The 18,367-nt window shown below is 48.0% G+C and carries 17 protein-coding genes; 1 reads left to right on the top strand and 16 read right to left on the bottom strand.

Going from position 1 to position 18,367, the window contains the following annotated elements; translation table 11 throughout:
- Positions 1 to 42: 42 nt before the first annotated feature.
- From Q5873_RS02860 to Q5873_RS02785, 16 genes are all read right to left on the bottom strand, one after another.
- Positions 43 to 855, bottom strand: coding sequence for an amino acid ABC transporter substrate-binding protein (locus Q5873_RS02860; protein WP_028254478.1), 813 nt, complete (start codon positions 853 to 855; stop codon positions 43 to 45).
- A gap of 692 nt (positions 856 to 1,547) precedes the next feature.
- Entirely contained in the window at positions 1,548 to 2,039 is a 492-nt protein-coding gene (locus tag Q5873_RS02855) for a hypothetical protein (protein ID WP_028254477.1), read from the bottom strand.
- A gap of 41 nt (positions 2,040 to 2,080) precedes the next feature.
- Entirely contained in the window at positions 2,081 to 3,067 is a 987-nt protein-coding gene (gene trpS / locus Q5873_RS02850) for a tryptophan--tRNA ligase (RefSeq protein ID WP_028254476.1), read from the bottom strand.
- A gap of 167 nt (positions 3,068 to 3,234) precedes the next feature.
- Entirely contained in the window at positions 3,235 to 5,067 is a 1,833-nt protein-coding gene (gene glmS / locus Q5873_RS02845) for a glutamine--fructose-6-phosphate transaminase (isomerizing) (protein ID WP_028254475.1), read from the bottom strand.
- Positions 5,068 to 5,406: 339 nt separating this feature from the next.
- Positions 5,407 to 6,762, bottom strand: coding sequence for a phosphoglucosamine mutase (gene glmM / locus Q5873_RS02840; RefSeq protein WP_303059157.1), 1,356 nt, complete (start codon positions 6,760 to 6,762; stop codon positions 5,407 to 5,409).
- A gap of 13 nt (positions 6,763 to 6,775) precedes the next feature.
- The gene (locus Q5873_RS02835) at positions 6,776 to 8,377 is read right to left on the bottom strand and encodes an NAD(P)/FAD-dependent oxidoreductase (protein ID WP_303059156.1); all 1,602 of its coding nucleotides are present in this window, start codon (positions 8,375 to 8,377) and stop codon (positions 6,776 to 6,778) included.
- Positions 8,361 to 9,317 carry a CdaR family protein gene (locus Q5873_RS02830; RefSeq protein ID WP_303059155.1) on the bottom strand — a complete coding sequence of 319 codons (957 nt, stop codon included), beginning with the start codon at positions 9,315 to 9,317 and terminating at the stop codon, positions 8,361 to 8,363. The genes Q5873_RS02835 and Q5873_RS02830 overlap by 17 nt, the downstream gene beginning before the upstream one ends.
- Entirely contained in the window at positions 9,314 to 10,132 is an 819-nt protein-coding gene (gene cdaA, locus Q5873_RS02825; RefSeq protein ID WP_028254471.1) for a diadenylate cyclase CdaA, read from the bottom strand. The genes Q5873_RS02830 and cdaA overlap by 4 nt, the downstream gene beginning before the upstream one ends.
- Before the next feature lie 108 nt (positions 10,133 to 10,240).
- A complete protein-coding gene (locus tag Q5873_RS02820) occupies positions 10,241 to 10,564 on the bottom strand; it encodes an XdhC family protein (RefSeq protein WP_205087545.1) in 324 nt (107 codons plus the stop codon).
- Positions 10,554 to 11,279 carry an XdhC family protein gene (locus tag Q5873_RS02815; protein ID WP_288190582.1) on the bottom strand — a complete coding sequence of 242 codons (726 nt, stop codon included), beginning with the start codon at positions 11,277 to 11,279 and terminating at the stop codon, positions 10,554 to 10,556. The genes Q5873_RS02820 and Q5873_RS02815 overlap by 11 nt, the downstream gene beginning before the upstream one ends.
- Before the next feature lie 35 nt (positions 11,280 to 11,314).
- Complete coding sequence (gene yqeB, locus Q5873_RS02810) at positions 11,315 to 12,121, bottom strand: selenium-dependent molybdenum cofactor biosynthesis protein YqeB (protein WP_288190583.1); 807 nt, start codon at positions 12,119 to 12,121, stop codon at positions 11,315 to 11,317.
- A complete protein-coding gene (locus Q5873_RS02805) occupies positions 12,118 to 12,726 on the bottom strand; it encodes a nucleotidyltransferase family protein (protein ID WP_303059154.1) in 609 nt (202 codons plus the stop codon). Before Q5873_RS02805 ends, yqeB begins: the two co-directional genes overlap by 4 nt.
- Positions 12,717 to 13,478 (bottom strand): selenium cofactor biosynthesis protein YqeC, encoded by a 762-nt coding sequence (gene yqeC / locus Q5873_RS02800; protein ID WP_288190585.1) that lies wholly within the window; start codon positions 13,476 to 13,478, stop codon positions 12,717 to 12,719. The genes Q5873_RS02805 and yqeC overlap by 10 nt, the downstream gene beginning before the upstream one ends.
- A gap of 125 nt (positions 13,479 to 13,603) precedes the next feature.
- The gene (locus Q5873_RS02795) at positions 13,604 to 15,883 is read right to left on the bottom strand and encodes a xanthine dehydrogenase family protein molybdopterin-binding subunit (protein WP_303059153.1); all 2,280 of its coding nucleotides are present in this window, start codon (positions 15,881 to 15,883) and stop codon (positions 13,604 to 13,606) included.
- Entirely contained in the window at positions 15,880 to 16,335 is a 456-nt protein-coding gene (locus Q5873_RS02790; RefSeq protein ID WP_303059152.1) for a (2Fe-2S)-binding protein, read from the bottom strand. The genes Q5873_RS02795 and Q5873_RS02790 overlap by 4 nt, the downstream gene beginning before the upstream one ends.
- Entirely contained in the window at positions 16,326 to 17,147 is an 822-nt protein-coding gene (locus tag Q5873_RS02785) for an FAD binding domain-containing protein (protein WP_303059151.1), read from the bottom strand. The genes Q5873_RS02790 and Q5873_RS02785 overlap by 10 nt, the downstream gene beginning before the upstream one ends.
- A gap of 260 nt (positions 17,148 to 17,407) precedes the next feature.
- On the opposite strand from Q5873_RS02785, the gene Q5873_RS02780 reads away from it, so the two are divergent.
- Positions 17,408 to 18,346, top strand: a complete 939-nt coding sequence (locus tag Q5873_RS02780; protein ID WP_303059150.1) for an epoxyqueuosine reductase — start codon at positions 17,408 to 17,410, stop codon at positions 18,344 to 18,346.
- Positions 18,347 to 18,367 lie beyond the last annotated feature (21 nt).

The raw sequence follows: 18,367 nt of genomic DNA, 5'->3' as shown, positions 1-18,367 counted from the left end.
CATAGGGAGGACTATGCCTCCCTACGCTTGGGTACTGCCATTTTATTTATAGGCATCTTTGTCGAGCAACGCAGATGTGCCGAACCATTTTTCTGCCAGCTTATCTGCTGTGCCGTCTTTCATCATGTCGCCTAAGATGCTGTTCAGTTTTTCACGCAATGCCGTATCTTCCTTGCGAAGGCCGATAGCATTATCTTCGGAGCCGTAATCACTGCCCGTTACCGCACGGAATTCGCCGGGTTCTTTACTCATTGTATAGTTACCTACGATGCCGTCTACAACCATGGCATCGATACGACCTAATTTAAGATCCATAAACGCATTTACATAGTCACCGTATTTTTTCACTTCTTTAATTTTTTTAGTGAACGGATCCTTTTCCATTACCGTTTCACCGGTACTGCCCTGCTGCGTGCCTACGATTTTACCTTCCAACTGTTCCTTGGAGTTAATCGGAGAATCCTTTCTGACTACGATGATTTGTTTATCTTTCAAATACGGTTTGGTAAATGCCATGTTCTGTTTGCGTTCTTCCGTTACCGTAAGACCGTTCCAGAGAACATCAATATGCTTACTCTTCAATTCCGCTTCCTTGCTGTCCCAGTCGATAGGTTTGAATTCTACTTCCATGCCTGCTCGCTTGGCCGCTTCCTTCGCCATATCAATATCAAAGCCTACGAGATTACCTTTTTCATCGCGAAATCCCATAGGCGGATAGTTGTCGTCAAGACCGATAACAATCTTTTTCGGCAACGTCTGCGTATCCGCCTTATTCGTATCACTGCCGCAACCGGCGGTAAACGCTACCAATGTCAACGCTGCCATACCTAATGTCACTACTTTTTTCCAATTCATGGTGGTCACACTCCCTTTTCTTCATCTCATACAATTACCTTTGTAGTCAAGGTAATCCTTCCTCTCACCGCTTAGCCGCTCGGTAGTGTTGGATGAGCAAACATCTTTCATTACTATCGAACGAATTCTTTGCTGCCAGAGCGTCTCTTGGTTAACTCATGGGCCTATTATACTTTACTTCAATAAAGTTGTAAAGAGGAAAATAAAAGATTCTTTTTTCAGACCGCACTCTCCTTTCTTTGATGGTTTTCTTTCCTACTGTTTAGTTTAGTTTTGTTTAGTTTAAGAATGGTATCGGCGTGCGTATCGGTTTGCGTACCGTTGTGCGTATCGGTTTGTGTATCGGTGTGCGTATCACCGTGCGTATCGCTATGCGTCTCTCGCGCGTATCGTTTTGCGTATCACCGTGCGTATCGGTTTGCGTCTCTCGCGCGTATCGCTGTGCGTCTCTCTCTCGTATCACTTCTGTATCGCTAGGTACATCATCACATGCATTGCGAATTATACCGACTAATGATTTGTACCATCTAATGGTTTGTACTGTCTAATGGTTCCTCCTCTCTAATGGTTCCTCCTGTCTAATCATTTGTAGTAAGGTCTTACATTTTTGTTTTTCATAAAAATAAAAAGAGCCACCCCGCCACAGACATAGTATTGATTACCTATGACTGTCAAAACAGGGTAGCTCTTTTTTAATCATCCTTATGCCCTCTATCATCGATGATGGATAGCAAACGCATTTTATCGGCGTAACGCAAAAACTGAAGGTCCACCGATATGATCATGAGACCACCGTCATTGAGGTTAGCCACATGAATTTCTTCCCAGTTGGCCGTAAAGCCTACAATGTTACCGTAAGGTATATAATTATAATATTTTTCTACATCCCAAACCATATCAATGCGTTCAAAAAAATCTGCCGCCTTTCGCCGTATGACAATCCCTTTATTACAGATATACACCACCGGATCGCCTTGATGATGTATCCGCCACAGGCAAAAGACGATGACAATATAGTCAATCATAAGATGGTTCCAGATGTCGCCATGTCGGGAGTGCCAAAAGGCCCACATCGCCAAAGCCAGATAAAACAGACGCATGATTATGATGACTACCTTATAGTTTGTTATATATTCCTCCACTTCACCACAAGGAAACCGCCGCTCCACCGCTGCTTTATCCATAGCTTTGTCGCCTCCCTTGGTCTTACGATCCCGATTGTCGCTTATTTACGATGCAATCCCATGGCCAATTCTACCTGGCGATAGGTTTTAGCCGCCTTTTCATGTGCCTTTGCCGCCCCTTCGTCAAGAATCGTATCCAGCTCCGGACTGTTGATTAATTCATTGTAACGAGTTTGAATCGGTACCAACGCACCAACGATTAAATCGGCTACATCCTTCTTGAACACACCGTATCCCTTGCCGGCATATTCGCTTTCGATGGTTTCGTACGGCGTTTTGGTAATGGCTGCGTAAATGCCCATCAAGTTAGAAATGCCCGGTTTATTTTCCTTATCGTAATGAACGGAATTATCCGAATCGGTTTGCGCTCGTTTGATTTTCTTGACAATCGTCTTTTCATCATCCAACAAACGGATTGTAGCCAGCTGATTGTCATCGGACTTACTCATTTTCTTTGTCGGCTCTTGCAAGCTCATAACACGAGCACCGCCGATACCGGTTTTTATTTCCGGAATAGTAAAGACCTCACCGTATACGCGGTTAAAGCGCTGCGCCAGGTCGCGAGTCAATTCCATATGCTGACGCTGATCTTCGCCGACCGGCACATAATTGGTTTGGTACAGCAAAATATCGGCAGCCATTAACGGCGGATAGGTCAGAAGACCTGCCGGAATCGAATCACCACGCTTTTGAGATTTATCCTTGTACTGCGTCATGCGTTCCAATTCGCCTACGTAGCTGATGGTGTTCATCACCCACCCCAGCTTAGCATGCTCCGGTACTTCGGATTGTACGAAAAGCGTAACCTTCTTCGGATCTAAGCCGACTGCCAAATACAATGCTGCCAATTTACGAGTATTTTCAAATAATTCTTTCGGATCCTGAGGCACTGTAATCGCATGCTGATTAACAATGCAATAATAGCATTCGTTATCATCCTGATAATCCAAGAAATTGCGAAGAGCCCCCAAATAGTTACCTAATGTCAATTCGCCGCTGGGCTGAATGCCCGAAAATATTACTGCCATTACAAACCTCCTAGTATCCACGCACTGATGAGCGCGTTCTTTACTTACTTTTATCTACTGATGTGTCGCCCAACCCACGAGGGCCATGCAAAAAGGGAGCGACCACACTTCGGCCACTCCCATATTCATATGGTCCGCAGTCGGACGCACGTACTATACTGCTATGCTTATTCTACGGTTACGGATTTTGCCAAATTACGCGGCTTATCTACATCAGCACCGCGCGTAATCGCTGCATAATAGGCTAACAGCTGCAACGGAATAACCGCTAAAATCGGCACCGTATATTTGTCGGCCTTCGGTACAAAAATCGTATGATCCACGTATTTAGCCAGTTCCGTATCACCGTCTACACCGACACCGATAACAACGGCATCGCGCGCTTTTACTTCCTTGATGTTGCTCATCATTTTTTCGCGCACATCTTCCTGCGTTGCCAAACCGATAACCGGCACGCCTTCTTCGATAAGCGCTAAGGTGCCATGCTTCAATTCACCGCCTGCATATGCTTCCGCATGAATATAAGAAATTTCCTTCAACTTCAAGGAGCCTTCCATCGCTACGGCGTAGTCGATAGAGCGTCCCAAGAAGAAGGCATCTTCACGGAAACCATAGTTACGGGCAAAGGATTTAATATCATCTACACCTTCAAAGATTTCATGACACAACGTCGGCAATTTATGTAGGTCTGTCAGAATACGCTGTGCCAAACCGCTGTCCAGTTTGCCGTTAAGCTGACCCAAGTATACGGCCAGCAGTAAAAGTGCTACCAGCTGTGTCGTATAAGCTTTCGTCGACGCTACGGCAATTTCCGGACCGGCCCATGTATAAATAACTTGATCTGCTTCACGGGATATGGACGAACCTACCACATTGGTAATGGCCAATGTCCGGGCACCTAAGCGTTTCGCTTCCTTCAATGCTGCCAAGGTATCGCTGGTTTCACCGGACTGACTGATAACGATAGCCAAGGTATTCTTATCGGTTAACGGGTTGCGATACCGGTATTCGGAGGCAATATCCACTTCCACCGGGATGCGCGCCAACTGTTCGATATAGTATTTTGCTACCAAACCGGCATGATATGCTGTACCGCATGCCGTAATAAGTACGCGGTTAATGGAAGCTACATCGTCCGGCGTCCAGTTCAATTCTTCGTAAACTACTTCCGTATTGTCTTTGGAAATACGGCCTGTCAAGGTGTCGCGAATGGCCTTCGGCTGTTCGTAGATTTCCTTGAGCATAAAATGTTCGTAGCCGCCTTTTTCGGCTGCTTCCGCATTCCATGTTACATGATAAATTTCTTTTTCTATCGGATGTCCCGCACGGTCACTGATTGCTACGGAGTCTGCCGTTACGATGGCTACTTCGCCATCATTCAAAATATATGTATCCCGCGTGCGATTGATAATGGCCGGAATATCGGAGGCAATAAAGTTTTCTCCTTTGCCAAGACCGATAACGAGCGGATTATCCTGCTTCGTACAAATAATACGGGACGGATCGTCGGCACAGGTAATTACCAAGGAATAGGAGCCTTCAATGCGGTCTAGCATCCGGCGTACAGTTCCTTCGAAATCACCGTCATACAAGTCTGCCAACAAATGAGCGACTACTTCCGTATCGGTTTCCGATTTGAATTCATAGCCTTTGGCAATCAATTCTTCTTTGATGGGCAAGTAATTTTCTACAATACCGTTGTGAACAACAGCAAACAAGCCCTTAGCATCCGTATGCGGATGCGCATTCATATCCGACGGACGACCGTGAGTAGCCCAACGAGTATGACCGATACCCACATGTCCCGGGTTCGGATCTGCCTTAACAACGGCTTCCAAGTTGGCCAAACGGCCTACCTTTTTCTGCACTTTTATTACATTATCAGGACCGATAACGGCAATCCCTGCCGAATCGTAGCCGCGATACTCCAGCTTCGACAATCCTTCTAACATAAAATCGGCGGCATTTTCAAAGCCGATATATCCAACAATACCACACATGGTGTTATTCCTCCTTGTTATTGCGTATGTACTTTTTTCTGCGAAACCCTTTGTCTCCGATGTCACCATCGGTCTTTGCTGTTTCGCTGACGACCCTATCGGGCCGAGAGGCATCCGCTGACACTTCGATACTCCTCTACCTCGTCTACTGAAATCGTCTGTCTCCGTTCAGTACTTGCGCTATTCGCTGTTACGAATTCCGTTACCTCCTCATCATTTGCTTCGACAGATCTAATAGCCTGCCCCCAGGGGCGCACTGCTATACGGTATATTATAAATGATAGTCCCCTACATTGTAAAGAAGAGCCACCTTCCGAGGAAAGCAGCTCTTCCGCTATATTAATCTTCTGCCAAGCCTTGTTCGCGACCGATGCAGTCGGCGATGGTTTGACATAAACGTTCCAATTGTGCTTGGTCCGGACCTTCGGCCATAACGCGAATCAACGGTTCTGTGCCGGACGGACGTACCAACACGCGACCGTTTTCGCCAAGCTCACGAGAGGCTTCGGAAATTTCTGCCTGAATAAGAGGATTTTCTTCCCACCCCGTCTTTGTGAGAACACGCACATTGATAAGCAGCTGCGGGTATTTTGTCATAATACCGGCCAATTCCGATAAAGGCTTGCCCGTTTTCTTCATAATGGACAACATCTGTACAGCAGTAAGCAAACCGTCACCGGTAGAATTATAGTCCAAGAAAATAACATGGCCGGATTGTTCGCCGCCGATAGAATACCCTTCTTCACGCATTTTTTCCAATACATAGCGATCGCCTACAGCAGTAGCAAAGGTACGCATTCCCAGTTCGTGCGCCGCTTTGTGGAATCCGATGTTGCTCATAACGGTGCCCACAATCATATCGTCTTTCAGCTTGCCCTGTTCTTTGAGATGACGAGCGCAGAGAAGCATAATCTGATCGCCATCGAGAGCTGTCCCCGTTTCATCAACCAACAAGCAACGGTCCGCATCACCATCATTGGCAATCCCCACCTGTGCACCTTCGGCAACCACTCTTGCCTGAAGTCCTTCCAAATGTGTGGAGCCGGCATTTTCGTTAATGTTCACCCCATCCGGATCCACATTGATAGCAATCACTTCGGCACCTAAGCCGCGCAATACTTCCGGACCTACCATGGAAGCCGCTCCGTTGGCCCCGTCATACACAACGCGTAATCCTTCTAAGGATACATCAATGGTAGACTGTACAAAGCGAGCGTATTCATGAGCCAACGAGCTGTCCCAATGAATGCGTCCCACATGCTCTGCCACTGGTCGCGGTAATTCGTTTTCACCGCTTTTGCGGCACAACACTTCCAGTTCATCTTCTACCGCATCGGGCAATTTAAAGCCTTTGCTGTCAAAAAACTTAATACCGTTATCCGGAAATTTATTGTGCGATGCGGAAATAACAACCCCTGCATCCCAACCGTGTTTACGTACCAAATACGCTACCCCCGGTGTAGGGATGACTCCGGCAATAACCACATCACCACCTACCGAGCAGATGCCGGCGGCCAGTGCGCTTTCAAGCATAGCACCGGATATACGGGTATCGCGGCCGATTAAAAAGACCGGTCGTTCTTTGGATTCTCCGAAATGAGCGGCTGCCGCACGTCCCAAATGATAGGCTAACTCCGGTGTCAAAAATTCGTTAACTACACCTCTAACACCGTCAGTACCAAATAATCTTGCCATCTTTTCATTCCTCCTATAGTGCCAACGGCGCATATTCCGCCATAATGCGAATCGCTGTTTCCGCGCCGTCCAAAGCTGCACTCATAATTCCGCCGGCATATCCGGCTCCTTCGCCCATAGGATACATCCCGCTGGTCGTGGGCGATACTCTATCATCATCGCGCTGTATTCGCAGCGGCGAAGATGTTCTTGTTTCTACACCGGTCATACATACCTCCGGTGCATCAAATCCTTTGATGCGACGTCCGAAATACGGTAACGCTCGCTCCATAACACTCGTTACATAGGTGGGCAGGCAGTCATGCAAATCGGCCGGCACCACACCGGGTGTGTAACTATGTACCGCCGTCTCAGGTATATTGCCTTTTGTATGATTCAAAAAGTCGCCTACGGTCTGAATCGGCGCACAATAATTTCGTCCACCCAATTCAAAGGCTTTTGCTTCCCATTCTCGTTGGAACGCTACCCCTGCCAAGGGATGCTCACCGAAATCATCAGGGCCTACCGTTACTACCACGGCACTGTTCGCCACACCGCTGTCCCGCGCATACAGGCTCATGCCGTTCGTAACCACATGATTGTCTTCCGACGCACTGGCTACGACTTGACCGCCCGGACACATACAAAAGCTGTATGCCGTACGGCCGGTTTCCTTATCGTGGTACACCACAGAATATTCGGCCGCACCCAATCCCAACTCCGCCGGCTCCACACCGTACTGTGATACATCGATAACGTGTTGCGGATGCTCAATGCGAACACCTACCGCAAAGGGCTTGCTTTCCATTCCCACGCCGCGTCGATACAACATTTCGTAAGTGTCGCGCGCACTATGACCGATGCCCATGAGAACAACCGAAGCGGGAATCACTTCATCGTCATTAACGACTACGGCTGCCACATTGCCATTCTCTAAACGCAAGTCCGTTACTTTCGCGCCGAACCGCACATCACCGCCCCACGCAATAATTTGCTCACGCATGCCCTTTACCATATCGCGTAAAATATCGGTGCCTACATGAGGCTTATGCTTAAATAAAATTTCCTGCGGTGCACCAAACTCTACAAAGTATTGCGCAATTTCATGAAGTCTTGGATGCGTTACTCGCGTCGTCAGCTTGCCGTCCGAAAAGGTACCGGCACCGCCTTCGCCAAATTGTACATTGGACTCCGCCTTAAAATGACCATGCGTCCAAAACTCTTCTACATCCTTCGTCCGCGTATCCACATCCTGTCCACGCTCCAGCACAATCGGTCGATAGCCTTCGCGTGCCAAGTAAAATGCTGCCAGCATACCGGCCGGGCCAAAGCCGATAACCACCGGTCGATGCTGCAGCTTCTTCGTGCCGTGTACAATCGCTTCCGGCTTCTCCGGTTGCATGGCACTTATATTTTTGTCGCGACTTAATTTTCTTAACACTGTCTCTTCGTCATTGACCTCCAGGAACAATGTATACACGAAGGTAATCAGCGGTTTCTTGCGCGCATCCACGGCTCGGCGTACAACATGCACCGTCCGAATGCGGCCGCGCAAAGGGGGATATTTTTTCTCCAACAGCGCCGTCAAATCTTTCTGCGCTTTTACATTAACCCTAAAATTAATGACTCTTAGCATTTGTATCTCCTAATAATTTTTTTCGTATATCTACCGTTACATGTACGCGAGTAGGCACTGCCGTCATACCGTCCTCCTGCCGAAGCTCATAATCGCCGGCAAAGGTTTCCGTTACATTTTGCAAAGGAATATCCACGGTTCTGATTTCCGAAAGTCCTCCAATAGCACTTTCCTTACCGCTTACGATGGCCTGCTGCGGATCGACGGTAATACTGCGCACTACATAACCGGCCGGTACTTCACCGACCGTGCTTACCGTAACGGGTAAATTCTTTTCAAAGCGGATTTGTTCCAATTCCAATTGTGCCTGTCCTTGGCGCGGCGTAATGGTCACACCGTCTACAACACCGCCGGCTGCATTCACTGCCGTGATAACGCCGGATGAAGTGAAGTTGCTTTTGCGGTCCACCATGTTTACTTTTAACAGCACATGCGATACTGTTGCTACCAACCGCTTAGGGCCGCTGACGGATACCACCTTCGGCACGGTGCTGATTTTCTTCACCGCAATATCATCGGCCACTTTTCCCAGCTGTTGCACTTCTACGGGAAATTCCTTAACCATATATTCATCTACGGAAATCGTCGCATTGTCCGGGGTCATGCTTACCAGTGCCAAACCACTGGGCGATACAAACTGAATCGGTACATTCTGCTGTCCCGGTGAAATATCTCCTAAATCAACGTACGCCCGTAAAGAGTTTTGCGCCAAAGCCAAAATAGTATTACGAGGTCCTCGCAAATGAACGATGACCTGCTTCGGAATATCTTCTACCACGTATTTATCGCTAAGATTCTGTACATGGACAGGTACTGTATAGGTAGCATCGGTAATCGGATTTTGTTCCTTCATAACATAAAACCACATCAGTACTGCCCCGAGGAAGGACAATACCTTGGCTACCCAGTTGTTTTGCATTTTACGCAGCAATCGCATCATTTGCCCCACCTCCATGTTTTAACGAAGGAAAAGGCCGATTTGGGCTTATCCAGGAACGTACGCAACGCTTCACGCAGCTTTTCTTCCGTTAAATTACGGTAAATATGTCCGCCGTATGTATAAGAAATCTTACCGGTTTCTTCACTGACTACCAATACGATAGCATCGGCCTGTTCGCTAAGACCGATGGCGGCACGATGGCGCGTACCCAATTCCGTACTAAGCGTACGCTGCTGCGTCAGCGGCAATAAGCAAGCCGCCGCCATAATCCGATTATTGCGAATAACTACGGCACCGTCATGCAGCGGTGTATTGGGAATAAAAATATTATTTAACAATTCTCGTGATACTTTACCGTCAATATCAATGCCTGTGTCGATAATTTCGCCGAGACCTACTTCACGTTCGAATACGATGAGCGCACCAATGCGTTCGCGCGACATAACCTTCGCCGCCGCTACGACTTCGCCCACCATGCTTTCGATTTCCGCTTCGCTGGCATCCACCTTCTTAGCCAATAATCGTCCGCGCCCCAGCTGTTCCAGCGCGCGTCTGAGTTCCGGTTGGAATACGACCGGCAAGGCAACAAGAAGAACTGTCATACCTTGGCTGAGGAGCCAGCTCACTACATGCAAATCAAAGAAACGGCTGATGACATTAATAACCAACAGCACTGCCAAGCCCTTTAAGAGAGCCATGGCACGGGTATCCTTTATTTGTTTGTACAAGAAATAAAATATTACGGCCACGCAAAGGATATCGAAAAAATCGCCGACCCGAAATGTTTGAATCAATCCTTGAAATTGAAGCGACATTATATGAAACCTCCTATGAGGGTACTCGTAAAAAAAGAAGGGTATAGCGTCTATACACTTATACCCTTCATTCTATACTATTTTATGTATGGTGTAAAACCAAATTTATCACTGCACACCGGCGTTCTGCGTTTCAATCCACACATCAAGATGACCGCCGCAGACCATCCCTTCCTTCATGGCCACATCATCATTGAGGTCTACATCGATACGACGAAACGCTTCCTTCTTCATCAATGCCTCCAATGCGCTGAGGCGTATTTCATTTTCTGCACGCCCACCACCGATGGTACCGAAAATGGATCCATCCGGATGAACGATCATAGTCGTCCCCGCTTTGCGTGGTGTGGAGCCTTCTGTCTTTAAGATTGTCGCAACGGCTAAGGTACTCTCGGGCCGTGCTTGTAAATATTCAATAAATTCACGCTTCATACTTTAGCCCCTTTCTCGACAAAAACCTTCCTTGCTTGCCTCGTGTAACCGCCAGGTATTCGCTAACAATGGAAAGAGCAATTTCTTCCGGCGTTTCCGCTCCGATTTCAAGACCGATAGGACCGTAAATCATATCTAATTCCTGCTGTGTCCAGCCTTCCGCCTTTAATGCTTCAAAGGCGTGGAAGATACGCTTATGGCTACCCATGACACCCATGTACGTAGGCAGTAACTCGCGCAATTGATTCAAGCATATACTGTCATATTCGTGAGCACGGGTAACAATGATGATACCGTTGTAGGAAGTAAGCGGCAAGTTTCCTTTCAATTCGCGAAAATCCATGCAAATGCGTTTAACCCGACTGTCGAAAAAGTCTTCGCGCAAATACTCGCTGCGATCATCTACCACCGTCACATGGCAACCGATGAACAGCAACATATCCGCAATGCAACGACTTACATGGCCGGCACCAAGTACCAATACTTCCGGATCTTTTTCCACCGGTTCCACAAAGCATTCCGTTGCGCCGACGCGCACAATTTGATTCTGTAAATTGCTGTCCAACGTAAAGCCTTCAATGGACTGGCCGTATAAGACGGTACCGTCTGCACCGTATACTACCTTATCACCCTGGCGAGGGCCGGACACTACCGTCACGATCCACGAAGCCTCATCTCTATCCAGTTGCTGCTTCATCACATCATACATTGTCATCCTATAACCTCTTTCCTCGTAAATGTCTGTTTTCGTCAACACCGTTCGCGCTCTGCCTGCCACGCGGTAATCGCTTCCATTACACCGCCGGCCACGGCCAGCGCCTTATCCGAAATCGTATAGCAATGGAACTCTTCACATCGCGCATCCACATCGGCCAACTTAAAGCCTTTGGTCACCATGAGCCCGCTGGTTAAAATGCCGCGCAGGATGCCGCGGATCTTCGCCTTCACAGGCTCTTTATCCACATAGCCTACGACTTCACCGGCTTCAACTTCTTCTCCGATATGACGACGTGCCGTAAAGAGACCGTCACACGGCGAGTGCATAACCCGTTCCGTCGTATAACCGCCCACATTACCGGGTACCCCCGTATTAGGTAAGGCGGTTCCTTCGTAAATACACCGTCCCAAGGTATGACCGCGCATGGTTTCGATAACCACATCTACGTCATCACCGGCAGTAAATCCCGGTCCGCAACCGATGACGAGCTCCGCATCATCGTTACGCGTGCCTATATTGCGTTTTGCCAAAATGGCATCCACCACAATCGTCGGTCGCAGCGTATCCAAGATTCGTTCGTACGGCTCCGTCACTACGGGAATAACAGCATCGCCGCTGTCAATCAGCTGCTTTGCTTCAGCCAAGGTCATATGACGCGCTGTTAATCGTTCTAAAATCATCTCGCCTAAATGAACGGCATTGCCGTAACACACATCGCGGCGAATCATAGTTGGAATGGCAATCTCACTGACTACCACCGGAAAGCCTGCTCGTTTCAGGCGATAAATAGAGCCGGAAGCAATATCGCCTCCGCCTCTGACTAATACTAATGGTTTCATAGTTTACCCCATAATCGATACATCTTTGCATATTCCTCCGGTGTATCGAGATCGCAACCTACCTCGGCCGGTAAGGGACAATAACTTACATACGCCTTACCCTTGCCGCGCACAATTGCGCGACCGCCTACATCACCGGTCACCTTCATTAAGTCCTCGCGCCATGAAGCGCCGAAGATAACCGGATTGCCACCTCTCGTATCACCGTATTGCGGACAAACAATCCGTTGTCTGTTGCCGCCGTGCTTACCGAACACATCGACCATGCGCCGTATATACCGTGCCTCCAGTAGTGGTTGATCCGCAACGGCACAAAGAATACCGTCTACGTCGCCCAAAGCCGCCACCCCTTGTCGCAATGAGGAGGCCTGACCGTCTTCGGGACAAGGATTTTCTACCGTACAAAAGCCGTGCCGAGTAGCGATGGGCTCCATCGTTGCTCGGTCACGACCTACTACCAGTATTCGTTCACTTTGCATCGGCAAATCCGTAAATGCTGCCAACACCGCATCCAGTACGGTACCGTTTCGCCATGGCAGCAGTGCTTTGCAACGTCCCATGCGCGATGACAAACCGGCCGCCAATACCACCACACCTAACGACATTGGATATGCCGCCTAATTTCACAGCTCGCCTTATAGCCGTCAGCGAGGACAATCCCATCAATAGTCGCACCGGCCAAGCAGTCCAAGAAGGCATCAATCATACGATGCTGCACCGTATCATAGCCGGTGCCGAACAAGATTTTGCGTCCGCGACTGTACTGAAAAAGACCGTGCGGATGCAATACCAAGCGTGCCAGCATATGCGGTGTAACTACAGCTCCGACACGACGCTCCATAACCTCCGATACTTCAGCCATGTTATGTACATGCTCTTCATCGATAGCTTGTCCCAACATTTGCAAGTTAATAACACCTATGGTCATTGTTGTTTCTTTTGGAATAACCGGTTCCGTTTCCTTCGGTGCCTTCAACCATTTTTCACGGGCTCCGTCTGCTTCCACCAAAATTTGCCAATTCGGATGTACCTTGTGCATATCATCGATTTGTCTTGATGACAATGCTGTAACTTTTGTTCCATCTATACCACCGAACCAAGCGGCACAACGACCTTGATGAACCGCTGCCGTACAAAGCTCATCGGCGCGATTAAAATCCTCACCGTAGTACGGATTCCACTGCGCTACCTGTGATTCGTACAGTTTAGTCGTCGTTGTTACCAATGTAGGTTGGCCTTGCAAACGACCGTACTCCACCAATTTAGATAATACCGTCGTCTTACCGCCGGCACCGACAATAGATGTAATTCCCGGTGCGATAAGTGCGTTCCAATGCCTTGCCTGTGTCATGGTCATAGCTGTGCCTCCTCACTGCAAACCAACAAACCTGCCTATACCTGTGCAAGCGTGCGCGGCGCGTTAAGCCGTTTACGCAGTAAGCTCCCCTTTATTATACTCCCATAAGGATGATTAATGTGTTGTTATTTATGCATAGCTTCAAAAACAACCTCAGGAATCATAGGTAATTCGGTCGGTTCTGCACCGCATGCATTAAGAATAGCGCCTTGAATGGCTGGGCATGACGTATTGATAACTACTTCACCGATAGACTTTACGCCAAAAGCCCCCGTCGGCTCATAGGACTCTACAAAATCCACCGTCACCTTACCTGTATCGGTACGATCCGGTATCTTATATAACATAAAGTTATTGGTTTCCAATTGCCCCGCCTGAGAATACCGAACTTCTTCATAAAGAGCCATACCGATACCTTGCACAATACCGCCTTCTGCCTGTACCTTAGCCAACGTCGGATTTACGATCGTACCGCAATCTACTACGGAATAAAATTCAATAGGCACTACCTGTCCCGTTTGGGTATCCACACTTACTTCCGCAATGCTGGCCATAAACGGCGGCGGTGACGTATGACTGCCAAAGGTAGCTGTCGCACTGAGTTGACCGTACGTCGGTCCTACGGACAACTTTGCAGCCATTTCTTTGGTTGTCATGGTGCGACCATCATCCAAGGTGCGCGCTGTCAATCCATCAAAATCTATATTGGCTGTATCTGTTTCCAGCAGCGTAGCAAACTGCTGTACAATTTTTTGACGTAACTCCTCCGCTGCCAGATTGGCCGCTGTCCCGGTTACGTAGGTTGTACTCGATGCATATGAACCCGGATCGAAAGGCACTACATCCGTATCCGCTTCGTAACAACTCATCGCTTCCATAGGGCATCCCAATACTTCACAGGCCATCTGCAATAGTACCGTATTGGAACCGGTCCCCATATCCGTAGAGCCGGTGTATAAAATATAATTACCTTCATCGTTCAAACGAATTTCCACGGTAGCATTATCAATGTTGGCAATCCCCGATCCTTGAAAAGCCAAAGCAATTCCCAAGCCGCCACGATGATGCTCATCAATTTGCCAACTTTTCGGACGTTCATCCCAACGTGCCATAGCCTTTACCTTCGCAATAGCTTCCTTGAGATTGCCGGATTCCAATACCTCATCCGGAGCGTACACCAAAGATGTTTCGCCTACATTGATTAAATTCTTCTCCCGCAGCTCGATTTCATCTATGCCCATCTTCTTCGCCAGCTTTGTTACCGCACATTCCAAAGGCCACAAGGCTTCCGTTGCGCCATAACCGCGGAAAGCACCGCCCGGCATGTGATTGGTATACACAATGTTGGAGCTGTAACGTACAGCCTTCCCCTTATTGTACAGCGGCACCGACTTATGCTCGCCGGCAGTAAAGGTAGTAAATGCATGCGTACCGTATGCACCGGCATCGGATATGGCCACCATGTCAATCACCTGAATGATGCCGTCTTTCGTTGCACCTAGGCGCACCTTCCATTCCCTGGCATGACGGCTGGTCGAACAATTCATGGCTTCTTTGCGATCGAGAATAAGAACTGCCGGTTTTTTTAACGTCCAAGTAACAAAGGCACAAATGAGTTCGGTACAAGCAGTTTGCTTTGAACCGAAACCACCGCCGATACGCGGCTTAATCACGCGTACCTTGCTGGCCGGAATATCAAGGGCATGCGCAATATGACGACGTACATGGAAAGGAATCTGCGTCGAGCTGGTACATACCAATCGTCCGAATTGGTCAATGGTACAAAACGTGCGGAATGTTTCCATTGCCGTCTGCGAGGTAGCTTGGTCAAAATAGGTTTCTTCCACCACATAATCGCATTTTGCCAGTTCGCCTTCAACATCGCCTACCACATGGTTATACGAGCAGGCTAAATTTCGTTTCGGATCTCCACCTACAGGGAAATTGTAATGTAAATCCTCTTCCGGATGTACTACGCTCGGATGATCTAAAGCCGTATGAATATCAAGAACCGGCTCCAATACGTCGTAGGTTACCTTGATAAGCCACATCGCCTGCTTAGCCGCCTTTTCCGATTCTGCCACCACAAAGGCCACTTCATCACCAACATAACGCACCAAAGGCTCCAACAATAACTTATCATACGCAGACGGTTCCGGATAACTTTGCCCGGCCAAGGTAAATCGCCGCTGCGGTACATCCTTATATGTATAAATAGCTACTACTCCGGGAACGCGCATCGCCGCTGCCGTATCAATTGTCACGATACGTGCGAATGCATGAGGGCTGCGCAATACTTTAATAACCAATGCATGAGCCGGTACTAAATCTTCCGTATATACGGCACGACCGCTGAGAATCATAGCGGAATCTATTTTTTTATATCCCTTGCCAACGTGTTTCATACCTCGTCTCCTCTCAAGTATTTGCGAATGCCCCTTAGCTGCGATTCATAGCCGGTACAACGGCAAAGATTTCCTTTTAAGAACGCTTTAATATCTTCGTCTGTAGGATGTTCCTTTTCACGTTTCAACGCCATAGCACTCATCATCATCCCCGTCGTGCAATAACCACATTGATCCGCTCCTTCCGAAGCCAGGCACTCGCCGAGATAGGCTGCTTCATCCGCCAATCCTTCCAAAGTAGTAATGCTATGTCCTACAGCACGGAAAGTCGGGTACGCACAAGATAAAATCGTCTTGCCGTCAAGCCATACCGTACACAACCCACAGTTTGTCGTTTCACAACCACATCGTACACTGTAATATCCGAGATTGCGCAATGTCGCAAGTAACGCTTCATCCTGCGCAATATCAACATTAATTTTTTTATCGTTAATAGTTAATGTTACTTCCATGCCGGTACCTCCCCTGCATTATCGCCTGCTGTCGTCACCGTATGCCATAATCGTTCAATCAACACCTTTGTCATCGCCTGTCGATACGAGGCTGATGCATGGGAATTGCTTTCAAAAAACAATTCTGCCGCTGCTACTTCACCGGCTTCGGCTACCGCATTCTCTCTGCCGGCTGTTAGAATACTGCTTGCCCGCTTTGCTTTTACCGCTACCCCGGGACGACCTCCGACATAAATACTGTAGCCTACCGCATCATGACGCATGGCACCTACCAAATACGGAAAATCCGAAGCAGATTTACGCAGTGCCATAAGAGCCACCGCCGGTTGTTCGCATTTTATACGAACCTCTATTAAAATATCCCGCTTGTCATATGTAAGATAGTCTTCCAAGGACATGCGTCCCGCTTTATAAAGTACTACATCTGCTTTGAGTGCCAACAGCGCCGGAATAATATCGGAAAATCCAAAGCGTCCCGCCACCGATCCACCGATGGTCGCCATGTTTCTAAACTGCACACCTAAAATGGGAGACAGCGCCTGCGGCAAGATGCCGCCGCCCAAATGTTGAAACGCTTCATAGGTTTCCACATCGCGCTGCGTCGTCATCGCTCCGATAGCGTATTCATCGCCGTCCTTTACGATATATTCCAATTCTAATTCCGTTAAATCAATAACAGCCGGCCATTGGCGCTTCCCTAAGCGCAGCCAACATCCTCCGGCCAATAGCGGCGCTGTTTTATGCCGTGTCGTAATCAATTCATACGCCTCATCTAGCGTCGTCGGTTGTAGCATTCGCACACATGTTAGCATCGTTTTTCTCCTGTACCATTACTTAATTCACAAGCAAACTTTCCACAGTTAATATACATTAGTCTTTTATTTACTACTTCAATATAATTATAACTTACGTTTCACTGATAAGCTATAGTTATTTTTAAAAGTTTAATATGCTCATTATGTATATATCTATATATTTTGCTATTTCTTCTCACTTACGCTATAATAAGCCCCATACTCCATAGCTATTTCAATATTTAATTCACGACAATTAGCAGAAAGTAGGTGATCCTATGACAAACAAAATAACTTCGCTCGCTAACCCCCTTGCATCCCCAGACTCCGCTTCCGTAACAGTTTCTACGATTGAAACTCTTTGTCACCGTCTCGGCATTCCTACCGTTGGTATTGCACCATGGCCCTTACCGGCCGACGCCAAAGAACATCTCTTCACGGATGAACCTTGTCCCTTCACGGCCGGTACCCTCGAAGAACGCTTGCAAGGCGGAACGCACCTGGTAACACCGCGCAGTGCTATCGTCTGCCTCTTTCCTTATTACATGAGCACGCCCGCAAAAACAACATCCAACATTGCCCGTTATGCTTGGGCTGATGATTATCACCTGGTCGTAACCGACTATCTGTCTCGTCTTATTGACCAACTGCGTCTAATAGCACCGGAAGCAGAATTTGAAATTCACTGTGATACTTCGCCATTAGCCGATCGCTATATGGCCTACTTGGCCGGCCTTGGTTTTTATGGCAAGAACCGCGCCTTAATCAATCCTACCTGGGGCACCTATACCAACATCGGCTCCATCCTTACCACGCTCCCCTTAGAGCCGGCCACTCCCATGACCCGAAGCTGCCTCGGCTGCAATGCTTGTATACGTCACTGCCCGGGACAGTCCTTAGGCGATAAAGACTTCCACTTTCATACCTGCAAAAGTTATGTAACACAAAAAAAAGGCGACCTTACGGACGATGAAAAAAGTATCATCCGCAAGACGCCATTAATTTGGGGTTGTGATGTATGTCAAGAAGTATGCCCGCATAATCGCGGAATTCCGGAAACACCGATTCCCGAATTCCGCCGAATACAGGCTCGTCTTGATGTATCCGAAGTGGCCCCTCTCAGCAATCGGGAGTTTAAAAATGCCTTTGGTCATCGCGCTTTTGCTTGGCGCGGAAAAAAAGTGCTACTGCGAAATCAGGAAATACTGGACACCTAATCGTATGCCCTACTACGAATC

This window comes from Veillonella magna (assembly GCF_959600285.1).
In the GTDB taxonomy this organism is placed as follows: Bacteria; Bacillota; Negativicutes; order Veillonellales; family Veillonellaceae; genus Veillonella_A; species Veillonella_A magna.
Note: the sequence above shows the minus strand (reverse complement) of the source record. Positions and strands in the feature narration are given on the sequence as shown.